This window comes from Trichocoleus sp. ST-U1 (assembly GCF_039961835.1).
GTDB lineage: Bacteria > Cyanobacteriota > Cyanobacteriia > Cyanobacteriales > FACHB-T130 > FACHB-T130.
On sequence record NZ_JAMPJZ010000038.1, the window covers coordinates 19962 to 33235 of the forward strand.

Sequence of the window (13274 nt, forward strand, 5' to 3'; positions counted from 1 at the left end):
GCTGCCCAATTTCAGATTTTGGATTAAATGGGCAATTGTTCCATCTAAAATCTAAAATCAACCAGCTAAAAGCTACCCGCGATCATGCACAAGCACGACAACCCAAATGCCCAACCTCCAGTTTCTAGCGGTAGGTTTTTACCCCCTATCCGCTCTTCTTTTGGGGGTGTGGTTCTGCTTGTGACTGCAACTTTAGGCACGACATTAACGTTAGCCGTCCTTCTTAAGCTTCTTTCAACGGCGGTAAGAGCGACGACTGCTAATGCTCGGACAGCGGCTCAGACACAGACGCCGGAACTCGCACGCCCGATTATGGTTCCGCCAACGGATAGAGCAAAGCTCAAAACGGCTCCAGTCTCAGAAAGTCCGGGGGTGAACATAGGCAAAGCAATAGTTTTAGGGGGAACTGGTGTAAAGAATGCGATCGCTCCTTCTTCTCTTTCCCCACTCGCAACTAAAACCAGTCCAACTTTTACGCTTAACACCCAGCCAAGACAATTCCCACCCTCTCCGACTACTAGCCCGCCTTTACAAGGAGAGTTGGAGGGATCTAGTATCCCCCCATCGGCAAAAAGTATTCACCCCCAATCTTCGCCTCCCGTTGCCACATCCCGGTCAATTTTAAAGGTGTTCTCTGAAGCCAGGAAACCAGCCGCTTTATTAGCTCAAGCGCAACCAAAACCCAACCAACAAGAAACCGTAACAACTGGGCGGGGGATTCAATTAACCCTAGCTGATGTTGTTATCTTGGTATTGCAAAACAATAAAGATATCAAAAACGCTTATTTAGAAAGAATCGCCCAAAGACAAGACTTAGCAGTGGCAGAAGATAGATTTGTCCCTGATTTTACGCCTAGATTATCATTTAATCTCGATCGCTTTGGTTCGGGTGGAAACACTAGCACGAATAGCGATCTTGGTGTTGGTGCCACTGTTGAGGTCACGGTTCCTACAGGAGGCAGGCTAAGTTTCGGTTGGGAAACGAACGGTCAAACGTCAAATATAAATAATTTCAATGTTGATAGAGATAACAATCTATTTGGCTCAAATCTTCAGCTACGTTTAACTCAACCTCTATTACGAGGTGCTGGTGTTGCAGTTAATCAAGCTCCTATTGAAATTGCTCGACTCGATGAAAGAGCAAATATTCAAGGTTTAAAATCAACTCTCATTAATACCATCACTGAAGCTATCTTAGTCTACCGCAATTTACTTAGAGCGCAGGAAAGACTGAATATTGAGCAGATTTCTCTAGAAAGCGCCCGCCAAATTTTAGAATTTAACCAAGCCTTGATTGAGGCTGGGCGACTCGCGCCAGTTGAAATTGTTCAAAGCCAGACAGACATTGCAAATAGAGAAGTCAGCTTGTTAGAGGCTCGGAATAATCTGGAGTCTGTCAAATTAACTTTGTTAGATATTCTAGATATCGAGCAAACTCTTAATATTGAACCTGTAGAAAAAATAGTATTGCAATCGAAGTCTTTAGATTTAAATAATCTAAAACAAATTGCATTTCAAAACAGACCGGATTATTTGCAAGCACAGTTCAGCTTGGAAAGAACAAAATTTGAAAAATTAATTGCAGATAATAACCGGCGCTGGAACTTAGACTTAGATGCAGGTTACGGCGATTCCTTAGATGACACAACCCAACTAACAGCTGGGTTAATCTTGTCCCGTACCTTCGGCGATCTCACTGTGGAACGAGATTATCAACGAAGTCAAGTAAACTTCCAGAAAGCAGAAAATACTTTAGAAAGTCTGCGTCAAAGTATCGATATTGAAGTAACAGATAGAGTTAGAAATGTAAATCTAAGTCTTCGACAGGTGCAACTTGCCCAGCAAGCAAGGCAATTGGCTGAGAGAACACTACAAATAGAACAAGAAAAACTGAGATTGGGAAGAGGGTCAATTTTTCAGGTTGTGAGTTTTCAGAATAATTTAGTAGAGGCAAGAAACCGAGAACTAGATGCAACGATTGATTATCTCAATGCCTTGACAAATCTCGATCAATCTGTCGGTACCACACTGGAAACTTGGCAGGTGACAATTGAAAGAAAATGATATTAAGTCTCAGGAAAAAAACCATTGTTAAACTACCTGAGTCTCTGTCTCCAATAGGGTTTGCTGAACTTAGGCGAAGGGAAAACTATCTTTTTCCAGCTACTTATTAGCCCTGACAGATTCTATCGGCATCACATCATGAAAGCGGGTATAGTCGATCGAGCGCCGCCCGTCCGGCATCCTAGATAAGATGTCCACAAAACGTATATTCCACAGGATATCGGACGTGGCAAAGGAGTGACGGGCATGGATCGTCTGTGAAACGATTTCGTCTAACCCAGTCAGCATCACGACGATCTCGCTTTCCGACTCAGCCAGGGAGTCTACCGTAACCCCATAAAGCGGACTCGTCTCGTCAATCTGATGCATCACCGTCCAGCTCAATGCAAACATGGATGTATGACTGCGAACTAATTTGAGATCGTAAAACCGACGCATGAATTCTCCCTCCCGATTGACTTCGTTGCGAACTAAAGTCACCCGGATCTGCGCTTCTACAATTACGTCGCGCCGCTGGTTAGCCGTCCGAAACATCAGAGTCGGCACCCCATCATAGGGAGCGATCGCTGCCACGCGACTGAAAAGCACGCTTGCCGTTGGCACGGAGAACCGCGCAAACGCCAGTCCCGTCGCCATTGCCACTCCGAAAAGACCCGCCAGCGCTTCGACTGTCACCACCGCATTCGCGTAAGGCGTACGCGGATACATCGCACCGTAGCCGATAGTCGCCATCGTCTGGACGCTGAAAAAGAAGGCGTCAAGGAAGGAACCCGGTTGAGCGTTCTGGATGCAATCTCCTCCAGCTAGATAGATGAGGGCAAACACCGCGTTGGAGACTAGATACAACAGACTGAACAGCGCTAAGAACCATCCCCAGGAAAGGGTAAGCAGCAAATGATATAAATCGCCCCGATGAAATCCCGATACCCCTCGCCGCACGATGTTCAACTGCCCATCCCGGCTCACAAAGCGCGTTAATGAGGGCGAACGATATCTTTTGCCCATAGATTGTTGTTATTAGGAATCGGCGTCACGCAGGCGACCTTTCCTAGAAAGCTATCCCATCAAGAGGACAAACACAAGCATCTCGGTTGAGCCATCGTTCTCCCACCTGCTTTAGCGCTGTCATCACGGGTTGAATTTCTCGCCCCTTCTGGGTGAGCGAATACTCTACGCGGGGAGGAATTTCTGCGTAGACTCGGCGTTCCACTAAACCATACTCTTCTAGTTCTCTGAGCCGTATCATCAGCGTTTTGGTGCTAATTCCAGGCAATGCTTCTAGGAACTCGTGGGTACGGCGATCGCTTGTAAACAACTCTCTGAGAATCAGAATAGACCATTTACTGCCGATTAAGTCCACGGTGAACTGGATTGGGCATTTTGTCTCTATGCACTGGCTGCTGTTAAGCATTGATGCCTCTAGATATCGCTCTTTTCTTTGCTTATTCTGACCAATCTTCTGAACAGAGGGACGCTGAAGTTAGCTCCCGCCAAATATTTTAATCTTTCTTAATAAAGCTCTGGACAAGTTGCAACGGGTCAATCTTTTACTTTTGGTAACTATAGTGTCCTTCCAGCCACTGTCAGATTTACGGATTTTCTATTTTTAGAAGTTGAGTAGGATGCAAATAGAAAGAACGAACAGCCTTCCTTTCCGCTCAACTTCTTCAATAAATCAAAATATTTGGGGTTTTTCAAATGATTCGATTACTTGTCGGTGTATTAGTCTTTGTTATCAACACAATTTACCGCGATCGCCCTTATCCCCGTTTTTACGTCCTAGAAACAGTTGCTCGTGTTCCTTACTTTGCCTATTTATCAGTTTTGCACCTTTACGAAACAGTTGGAATGTGGCGCAGAGCAGATTGGTTAAAAGTTCACTTTGCGGAATCTTGGAACGAACTCCATCACCTCCTGATTATGGAATCTTTAGGGGGTAATCAGCAGTGGTTCGATAGATTTTTAGCACAACATACTGCTTTACTTTATTATTGGGTGATCGTTGTTCTTTACATTCTCTCGCCTCGTTCTGCCTACAATTTCATGGAATTAGTTGAAGGACACGCTTATCATACTTACGATACATTTTTGCAAGAAAATGAATCAGAATTAAAAGCTACATCTGCCCCACAACTTGCTATCAATTACTATCGAGACGGCGACTTGTATATGTTCGATGAGTTTCAAACTGGAGGAGTCCCGGAAGAACGCCGTCCCGTCATCAACAACCTCTACGATGTGTTTGTAAACATTCGAGATGATGAAGCGGAACACGTCAAGACAATGATAGCTTGTCAGAAGCCTGATGCTCAATTAACCTTCAAGAGTCCCCATACTATAGAAGTAGGTGCAACATTTCTCGCCCCTAATGAAGAAGTGAAATCGGTTGTCGTGCAATAGAATGTGCTGATGAAAAAACAAAAGGAGAGATATTTATACTATCTCTCCTTTTGTTTTTTTGAAGGAGTTAGAAATGGCTATATCTCTTTTATGTCAATAGATTAACGCCATTTACAAACAGAGGAAAACCAAGTAATGAAGATTAAGCGATCGCATTCTTGTGAAATCTCAGTCGCTCAATCAATTCGTAAAACGGCGTCCAGTTATCTTCTTGGTCAATTTTCTCCCAAACCGCTTCTATTTCTGGTCTGACTAATGCAGTTTTAGGATTATGACGACGCAACCGATTCCCTATGTTATCCAGTTCGCTGTCTGGAAAACTGAGTAAAATTTGTAAGTACATATTTCTCCAGTCTTCCAATAATGCTGTAGCTTCAGGCGCATTCAAAAATCCATCTGCTTTCAGAATATTTGTCGCATCGTCACGCCAATTGCGGTCAAACTGATTTGTTACTTCCCAAAAGAAACCGTGATAGCTTACTTGTGTTTCTACCAGGAGTTTCAGGGTTTGCATCACTAATTCTTCTGCGGCTAAATTGGGCAGATTCTCGAATCCCAATTTACCAATCATCCGCGCGGTGTAAGTTCGGTTATAATGCTCGGCAAATTGGGATAGAGCAACTTCCATCTCTGACATAGGAATAACCGCAGATAGGGGTTGTTGGAGCATTTCTAAATTGAGCTGGCAGATCCCTGGTTGATTGCTGTAACTGTACCGTCCGTAATAGTCAAAGTAGGCAGCAGTAAATTTGGGGTCGTAGGTGTTAATAAAAGCGTAGGGACCATAGTCGAAACTTTCCCCAGTAATAGACATATTATCGGTGTTTAGAACCGCATGACAAAATCCCACTGACATCCATTGCGCAGCAAGTTCCGCAACCCGCTTGACCAATTCTGCATAAAACAGAATGTAGCGGTCTTGCTTATCTTTGAGGTGAGGATAATATTGTTCAATTACATGGTCTAAAAGCTTTTCAGTTAAATCCTTGCGTCCAAAAAAGTGCAATCGCTCAAATGTTCCAAAACGAATGTGGGAACGGCTGAAACGAATCATTACCGAGGATCTTGTTGGAGAAGGTTCATCGCCTCGCCAGAGTCCTTCTCCCGTTTCAATCATTGATAAACAGCGGGAAGTACGAACTCCTAAATAATGAAGTGCTTCAGCAGCTAAAACTTCTCTGACACCACCTTTAAGCGTGAGTCTACCATCGCCGCCTCTAGAATACGGAGTCGTACCAGACCCTTTCGTTCCAAAGTCATAAAGTTCGCCATCCGTACCGCGCACTTGTCCGTAGAGAAATCCTCTGCCATCGCCTAAGCGAGAGTTATATTCTCCAAATTGATAGCCGTGATAACGCAAAGCTAAAAATGGTCTAACTCCTTGAAACATCCCAAATGCTTCGATAAAATCATCGTCTGTCACCGTGTCTGGTTTCAGTCCCAATATTGGTAATAATTCATCGTTGCGAAAGCGCAGAATATATTTAGGAAAGTCTGCCGCTGCTACTCGATCAAAATAATCATCGCCTAAAGCTTCTAAGGCAGACTCATAATTGAGATTTAAAAAAGGATTGGAAAATTTTTCAGGAGTCATAAGTTACTAAAATACCCAATGAATGTAATTCGTGCCTATACAAACATACGGACTGAAACAAACATTATAAAGATTGCGTAGGCAGTCTTTGTTTGTATAGCGCCAGACTTTAGTCTGTTAGCGAAGCGGCACGAAGTGCGCGCACCTTTGCCAGATGTTTCATTTCTATGCTACGGATAAGCAAGTATACAGTTTCAGCATCAAAAGACTGAAATATGCTTATTCGTCCTGCTACACCTGCTGACGTGCCATCTGTCCTCCCAATGGTTGCCAAGATTTGTGCCTTGCATGAAGCTTGGGATTCGGCAAAGTATGGATTCTTGCCGAATCCAGAGTTGCGTTATGAGAAGTGGTTGGGTAGGATAGCGTCTAGTGCATCGCTGGATGCGCCACCGCAACGCGATCGCAATATCTTCCTAGTCGCTGAGGCTGAAAATAAGCAAGTGGTGGCGTTTCTGGTGGCGACCGTAGAACGGGAAATCCCCATTTACCGTTTACAGGAATATGCTTTTCTTCACGACCTCTGGGTTGAAGAGGAATATCGCCAAGCTGGAATTGCTAAGGCGATGGTGATGCAGACTATTGAACGATTGAACGCGATCGGAGTCAAACAAATTCGCCTCGATACGACTGTTGCTAACGAGGCGGCGAGGCGATTGTTCTCTTCCTGTGGCTTTCGGATCAGTACGATAGAAATGCTGATTGAATTAGGCTGATACCAAGAGAACGGCTTATTTTGTAAGTAAGGGCATCGGGTTGAACAGCTCTACCGTACTCCACACTCTTGTTTGGACAGCGACCCACACCAGAGTGTGACCCTTCCCTTCTCGTTCAGACCAAGGTGTGTTTTTCGAGAAGCTTAGCCAATCCCGGTATCCCTTCCTCCACGTTTTTCTTAGCCGAGCCGCGCAATTTTTTATAGGTACCCAACGCGAGGCTGCTTCTGACGCTCTCCATCCTGGCATCGGTAACGCTCAGGATAGCATCTGCTGCGGGAGAGCGGCTGGCAACGAAGTGCGCGACTGCATCTCCTTTCTGGACACTCTCGCTCCAAATGGGATCGAGTGCTGTACACAATCCTGGAAGGAACTGCTCGACGGCGTAGCCAATGTACCCTGGCTTTATACCCTTGACGGCACTGTAGCCTGCCTTTATGGCAAGACCAGATATACCTGACTTGGAAGCGACCTCCTCATCGATCAATTTGCAGAAGTCATCTACAACTTCAGCCTTTTTGTTTGGGTTCAAGAGCTGGTCGCTAAGTGCCATTTCGATCCTCCTAAGTGTAAAAGCGCTGGATTTTGATTCCACTAATTGTTTAGGGAAAAAACAGAATAAATGCTATCACAGTTACAAACTCTTATAAAGAAAAACTTAAGCGCATAGTTAATGTGGGGGAAGCGATCGCCCCTATCTTCTACCTGTTACAACAAGGGTGTCAATGGCGGGCGTTCCATAATTTGGCAAGATTGCACCAAAAAATTTTGTATTCTTCAAAGTCGATTGAGATTACGACTAATCAATCAAACTTGCTATGACTAATGCCCTGCGGGTGATTTAGCGCTAGAGCCTTTCCCTAACAGGACTTACGCAGTTAATTAGTGAATGCCTGATTCTATCGTAGGGGCATGGCAATCAAAAAGCCCCTACAGCGTGTTGACGTGCGTAAGCCCTACCTAAAACTGACTCAGGTTAGATTTGAATATCTTCAGCAACTCCGCCAGACAACTCATGCCAAAATTGCCCAAATGTTTGTCAATTTGTCAGAGGATCAGCTACTGCGTGTAATACAAAAACTGGCCATCATTAACGATGTGTTTGAGGGAAAGGCATCCGAACCACCCAGTTAATACTACGGTTTAATTTGACTTGAGCGAGAAACCCCGGCGTGTCTGCCGATATTCAGCTAACTGCACTTGGAAACTTACCGTATCAGTCTTTTCCCCACTTTTAACTTGCAAAGTCCACTGACCGGGGCGCAGCGACCAAAATAGCGAATTCGATGGTTGCGTTGCCAGTTTTTCGCCATTTAACCACCACTCTACTGACTGGCTGGGCGTTCCAGCTACTTTAAACTCTAGTTGTTGCATTTCTGTCTGTGCATTCTCTGTACCTTTGAGATTCGTTTTTTCACTTGGGTGCAATAAGAAAACATCGCCATTGTGAGGAGACAAAATCTTGACGCCACTAGAGACAAAACTTGGTTGATGCTGCCTTGCTAACCACTCATCGTACTCTGGAGGCAACTTCGCAGTCCCTGACTGACGCTCATAATTGCTAATATCTTCTGCAAAGAAATATTCTTGCACGACTGAGGGACAATCTGGGGTAGGGCGTAAGCCAGAAATCCCGCAGATTGGACGTTGCACGAGATTTTCTGGAGGGGGAAAGGCAGCGGGTTCTCGCGTTCCGTGTAAATGTAGCATGATCCGATTCCAAAGGGGTGCGGCACCTGTTACCCCCGAAACTTGTCGCATGGGATCGCCGTTGAAATTGCCCACCCAAACAGCAACCGTGTAGTCGGTGGTAAATCCAACCGTCCAAGTATCTCGAAAATCCGAGGAAGTGCCTGTTTTAACTGCTGCGGGGAATGGTAAAGCTAGCACCGAGTCTACCCCAAAGGCACTTGCACGAGCATGGCGATCGCTTAACATATCCGCAATTAATCCCCAGGTTGAAGGGTTAGCAGATGGCAGCCTGGAAGGTCTTCGGTTGCTATATGGCAGGTTGGAGAATGTTGTGACTAGCGGGGTGGCTTCTCCACGTCTTGCTAAAGTAACATACGCCCTCGTTAACTCCCATAAACTGACTTCACCGCTACCCAAAATTAGTCCCAATCCGTAATGTTCGGGCGACCGATTTAAATGCTCAAACCCTAATTGATGCAGATGATTTAGAAAATTTTGCACGCCAACTTTTTCTAATACCCGCACCGCCGGAACATTCAGGGAATTTGCCAAAGCTACGCGAACTCGTACTGGCCCTAAAAAAGTTTCATCATAATCTGTAGGACTGTAGAGTTTCGCGCCGGGAATCGCGTAATGTGTTGGCACATCCGCCAAGATAGTATTCGGGCGAATCGTGCGGTTTTGTAGGGCATATTCATATAAAAAAGGCTTCAAAGTAGAACCGGGTTGACGTAATGCCTGTACCCCGTCGTTGCGACCGAGTTGTGCTTCATTAAAGTAATCGGGAGAACCCACATAAGCCAAAACTTCCCCCGTGTGGTTGTCAATGACTAAGGCAGCAGCATGATGAACATTATTGGGGGTGAGGGTACGAATCACTTGCTGCACTTGCGCTTCCACAAATTGCTGCAAAGGGCGATCGATGCTGGTGCGGATCTGGGACATCCGATTGGGGATAGCGCTTTCTGGGGCTTTGCTCGAAGATTTTTGATTTTGAATTGAAGAATTAGATAGTTGATTAGATACCCAAAATAAAAAATGAGGGGCGGCAATAATTCCCTGTTGTCTCGGTGCTAGGGAAATCTCTTCTTTGTAAGCTCGATCTGCTTGTGCGCGAGTAATATAACCGTCTTCAACCATGCGATTCAGAACATAAATCTGCCGCTTTTTAAGGCGTTTCCAATGGTCGTAGGGATTGAAGTAAGTGGGATTATTCGGAACAGCAGCGAGAAGACTTGCTTGGGCAAGATTAAGTTCGCTTGCTGGAATATCGAAATAGTTACGGGATGCAGCTTCTAACCCATAGATATTCCCCCCCATTGGCAGGCGATTGATGTAAGCAGAGAGGATTGCATCTTTATTCATCCCGGCGGCGATGCGCCAAGATAGCCAAATTTCGCGCAACTTGCCCGGTAAGGTGCGGGGAACGGGATCTAACATCCGCGCTAGTTGCATCGTAATCGTGGATGCACCGGAGGTAATCCTTTTCGCCTGAAGTGAATCTTTAAGCGATCGCGCTACAGCCTTCAGATCCAGCGCCCCGTGATGATAATATGAGCCATCTTCAGCAGCTAGAATCGCGTTGATAAAGTGGGGCGAAACTTGATTCAGCGGCACCACAGCGGTATGCTCTTGGTCGCGGGTCAGCAATCTTCCTAAAGGAAGTCCATTGCGATCGCTAAATTCAATCGCTTGCGTATCCTGGGCAATATCTTTGGCACGAACGGGTGCCAGATAAGGAAGCGATCGCACGGTTAAACCCAGCAACACTAAAGCCAAGAATCCGCGAAATTTCTTGTTTCTCCCCCAACGCCAAAAGAGTTCCTGCATTTGGATTTGCCACTGCTTGGGTTGTCTCATCGCTTAACCCTTTCGCCAACGAAGACTTACCCCCTTATCTTCATTGTGGCGATCGCCTTTACCGGATGAGGGTGTTTTTAGGGGATGCGCGATCGCATCTTCCCTCTAAGCGCTTGAAACTGGCAGATGGTACGCTTCTACCTCAAGACAATGATGGGTAATTCTTCCTAATCACCCACTAGGGTCAGCCAATCGGATGAAGCAAGTACCCTTAAACCGCCGTAGTTTTGTAGTAATACAAGTAACTCATCTATAAAAAGATACGGTAGCCATTATGAAGATTGTTCTGCACACTTATGGTTCGCTAGGCGACCTGCATCCTTATATAGCGATCGCCTTAGAATTAAAGGCACGCGGGCATCAAGCAGTAATTGCCACCGCTGAGTTCTACCATAACAAAATCGAAGCGGCTGGTCTTGAGTTCCACCCAGTCCGTCCCGATTTTCCCACAGACGTTGAACAGCAACGAGAACTTGTGCGTCTGATCATGGACAAGCAAAACGGTACAGAATACGTCTTTCGCCAAGCAATCTTACCCTATGTCCAAGAAACTTATGAGGATCTGATGTCGGCAGTGCGCGATGCAGACCTGTTGGTGACACACCCCCTCAGCTTCGCAGCAACGCCCGTTGTTGAGAAAACGGGAATTCGTTGGGTTTCCAGCGTACTGTCTCCGATGTCGTTCCTCTCCGCCTACGATCCCCCAGTAGTGGCGACTTTCCCCAGTTGGCTGAATCTACGCATACTTGGCCCTGGGTTTAATGGAGCGCTCATCCGCCTCGCTAAAAATCGTTTCAGCTCGTGGGATGAACCCCTGCGACAGTTACGGACACAGCTTGGTTTATCTCCCCTTGCTGATTCTATGTTTGAAGGGATGAACTCCCCCGACTTAGTGCTGGCTTTATTTTCAGAAGCTCTCGCAACTCCTCAACCCGACTGGCCAAAACAGACTTGCGTTACCGGATTTACTTTCTACGATCGCAATGGCAATACTGGTCTATCTCCGGAACTAGCGTCATTTTTGGATGCGGGAGATCCGCCAATTGTGTTTACTTTGGGAAGTTCCGCCGTGTGGGTTGCTGACAAGTTTTACCTCGAAAGTGCCAAAGCTGCCTTAAAGTTGGGTCATCGGGCTGTATTGCTGGTTGGCAACAATAACCCCTCTCTGCCAAAAGAGTTGCAATCTAAAGATATTGCTATTTTTGACTACGCTCCCTACTCGGAACTGTTTCATCGGGCTGCTGCTATTGTGCATCAAGGAGGCGTGGGCACAACCGCGCAGGTATTGCGTTCCGGTCGCCCGATGTTGGTCGTACCCTTTAGCAACGACCAACCAGACAATGCTGCACGCATTACTCGTTTAGGAGTCGGACGGACTATCGATCGCGATCGCTACACAGCTTCCCGTGCGGCTAAGGAACTCGATCGTCTGTTGCGCGAACCTCGTTACCAGGCTAAAGCTACAGAAGTTGGCAATAAGGTACGAGCAGAAAACGGGGTTAAAGTTGCCTGCGATGCAATCGAAGCACAATTGAACAAAGATAAGAACGCTACCAACCTTCAAAGTGCGTCCGTCTCGCCTGTTTAACTATTTTGTGGATAGATGCGATCGCGCTTTAGAAGATTAGAGCGATTTTGGATAGACGCGATCGCGAAGCGCCGACCTGTCGGTTCGCACCTTTGCATTAGGAAAATTTGCAGCAGCCTTCTCAAGGCTTCATATGTAGGGAGATTGTCACCCACATCAGCATAAACTCATTAAAATACTACTGAATTCCTATTTAGTTAGCTAGTTTTATTGAAATACTGATATTTTCACTTTGCTATGCTTTTTTTTCTTGTGTGCGCTTGATTGCTTCTTTTATCGTCTCGATAGGAAGAAAAAGAGAAACAGGGGTATCCTGCAATTCGAGAAAACCGCGCTTTTTGTAATACTCTTTTGCTTGTTCATGCAATGCATCGACCCTAACAGCATAGACTCCTACCTTTTGGGAGATATCTATTGCATTTTCAAAAGCATGCCTCAACAGTTTCTTTCCAAGACCTGTTCCTTGCATCGACTTATCAACAGCAAGTTTTCCAATAAGCATGGCAGGAGTGGGGTAGCTAGGAAGCTTATTCCGTAGGTCAGTGGGTATCCCTTGAGGATCTATCACACTCATGCTGCAAGAATAATAACCAGCTATTACCCCAGTCTCATCCTCTGGGAGAGCTACAAATGTTTTTGCAATCCCACTTTCATCGTTTTTCTTCGCATATTGCTTGAGATATTTATCCAGTTCTGGTTCCCCAGAATTAAAGGGATCTTTCTTAAGGCTACTAAGGCTACGCCCTGTAGAATTTATGGGACATACGATCCAATTCACAAGGCTTCAGCTTTTCCTGCGTTGAACCACAAATCTATTCAAATACTGAGAGCAAACCTTCAGAAGGCTCCGGTGGATTTTCCATGACTGCCAGGAAAAACTCGCTATCGCGCTCAGATAGTACCAGAACTTCATTGTTATATGAGCTAGCAACTTCTCTATTAGAAGTCGAAGTCTCAAAGTATTTTCTGAAGACAAGGTAGATAGCAGCACAATGCTTCAGCTTATATTCACAACTTTTTTCGGCTCTAACAAGCGTTAGCATAGTTTTAAACTCCTAAAATGCTTGCTTTGTTATGGCAAGCCAACGCTGGTGACATCCCTACTGTCTTAATATGTAAGACTTAGAAAATTAGCTATGTTACATATAATATTATAATACTTTACAGAATTCCTGGTTTTGTAGTTTATTATCCGCAGAGGTATCGTCAGAATCAGGTAGTTCTGTTGAGGATGGCAGATCAAGCAACGGGTCGTACTGTACCATGACGGCTTTGCCTAGACTGACTGCCTGGATTTTAGCCGAGCGTGAGTAGCGTTAGCTCAGCATAAAGTAAAGATTTTAAGCTTAATTGTTAAGCT

At 45.4% G+C, this 13274-nt stretch carries 12 protein-coding genes and 1 pseudogene; 5 read left to right on the forward strand and 8 right to left on the reverse strand.

Annotated elements, in window-relative coordinates:
- Nucleotides 1-84: 84 nt before the first annotated feature.
- Nucleotides 85-2064, forward strand: coding sequence for a TolC family protein (locus NDA06_RS14930; protein WP_190986765.1), 1980 nt, complete (start codon nt 85-87; stop codon nt 2062-2064).
- Between the two features lie 99 nt (nt 2065-2163).
- Here NDA06_RS14930 and NDA06_RS14935 read toward each other — a convergent pair whose 3' ends face one another.
- Both NDA06_RS14935 and NDA06_RS14940 read right to left on the reverse strand, forming a co-directional pair.
- A complete protein-coding gene (locus NDA06_RS14935) occupies nt 2164-3069 on the reverse strand; it encodes an ion channel (protein ID WP_190986766.1) in 906 nt (301 codons plus the stop codon).
- 43 nt (nt 3070-3112) lie between these two features.
- The gene (locus tag NDA06_RS14940; RefSeq protein WP_190410050.1) at nt 3113-3475 is read right to left on the reverse strand and encodes a helix-turn-helix domain-containing protein; all 363 of its coding nucleotides are present in this window, start codon (nt 3473-3475) and stop codon (nt 3113-3115) included.
- A gap of 287 nt (nt 3476-3762) precedes the next feature.
- Between NDA06_RS14940 and NDA06_RS14945 the strand changes: the two genes are divergently transcribed.
- Complete coding sequence (locus NDA06_RS14945; protein WP_190986767.1) at nt 3763-4464, forward strand: alternative oxidase; 702 nt, start codon at nt 3763-3765, stop codon at nt 4462-4464.
- A gap of 142 nt (nt 4465-4606) precedes the next feature.
- Here NDA06_RS14945 and NDA06_RS14950 read toward each other — a convergent pair whose 3' ends face one another.
- A complete protein-coding gene (locus tag NDA06_RS14950; RefSeq protein ID WP_190986768.1) occupies nt 4607-6058 on the reverse strand; it encodes a YdiU family protein in 1452 nt (483 codons plus the stop codon).
- Nucleotides 6059-6273: 215 nt separating this feature from the next.
- On the opposite strand from NDA06_RS14950, the gene NDA06_RS14955 reads away from it, so the two are divergent.
- Nucleotides 6274-6774, forward strand: coding sequence for a GNAT family N-acetyltransferase (locus tag NDA06_RS14955; protein ID WP_190986769.1), 501 nt, complete (start codon nt 6274-6276; stop codon nt 6772-6774).
- A 115-nt stretch (nt 6775-6889) separates the two neighbouring features.
- On the opposite strand, the gene NDA06_RS14960 is transcribed toward NDA06_RS14955, so the two are convergent.
- On the reverse strand, nt 6890-7327 hold the full coding sequence (locus NDA06_RS14960) for a hypothetical protein (RefSeq protein ID WP_190986770.1): 438 nt from the start codon (nt 7325-7327) through the stop codon (nt 6890-6892).
- Between the two features lie 359 nt (nt 7328-7686).
- Here NDA06_RS14960 and NDA06_RS14965 point away from each other — a divergent pair, with 359 nt between their 5' ends.
- Entirely contained in the window at nt 7687-7908 is a 222-nt protein-coding gene (locus NDA06_RS14965; RefSeq protein ID WP_190986771.1) for a hypothetical protein, read from the forward strand.
- A 9-nt stretch (nt 7909-7917) separates the two neighbouring features.
- Here the strand turns inward: NDA06_RS14965 and pbpC are convergent, their stop codons facing one another.
- Nucleotides 7918-10326, reverse strand: a complete 2409-nt coding sequence (pbpC, locus tag NDA06_RS14970) for a penicillin-binding protein 1C (RefSeq protein WP_190986772.1) — start codon at nt 10324-10326, stop codon at nt 7918-7920.
- 274 nt (nt 10327-10600) lie between these two features.
- Between pbpC and NDA06_RS14975 the strand changes: the two genes are divergently transcribed.
- Nucleotides 10601-11914, forward strand: a complete 1314-nt coding sequence (locus NDA06_RS14975) for a glycosyltransferase (RefSeq protein WP_190986773.1) — start codon at nt 10601-10603, stop codon at nt 11912-11914.
- A gap of 235 nt (nt 11915-12149) precedes the next feature.
- Here NDA06_RS14975 and NDA06_RS14980 read toward each other — a convergent pair whose 3' ends face one another.
- The 3 genes and pseudogenes from NDA06_RS14980 to NDA06_RS14990 all read right to left on the reverse strand — a co-directional run.
- Nucleotides 12150-12692, reverse strand: a complete 543-nt coding sequence (locus NDA06_RS14980; RefSeq protein ID WP_347277057.1) for a GNAT family N-acetyltransferase — start codon at nt 12690-12692, stop codon at nt 12150-12152.
- A 34-nt stretch (nt 12693-12726) separates the two neighbouring features.
- Entirely contained in the window at nt 12727-12957 is a 231-nt protein-coding gene (locus NDA06_RS14985) for a hypothetical protein (RefSeq protein ID WP_190986774.1), read from the reverse strand.
- A gap of 132 nt (nt 12958-13089) precedes the next feature.
- Nucleotides 13090-13179: pseudogene (locus NDA06_RS14990) on the reverse strand (Uma2 family endonuclease); the annotation flags it as partial.
- Between the last annotated feature and the right edge of the window lie 95 nt (nt 13180-13274).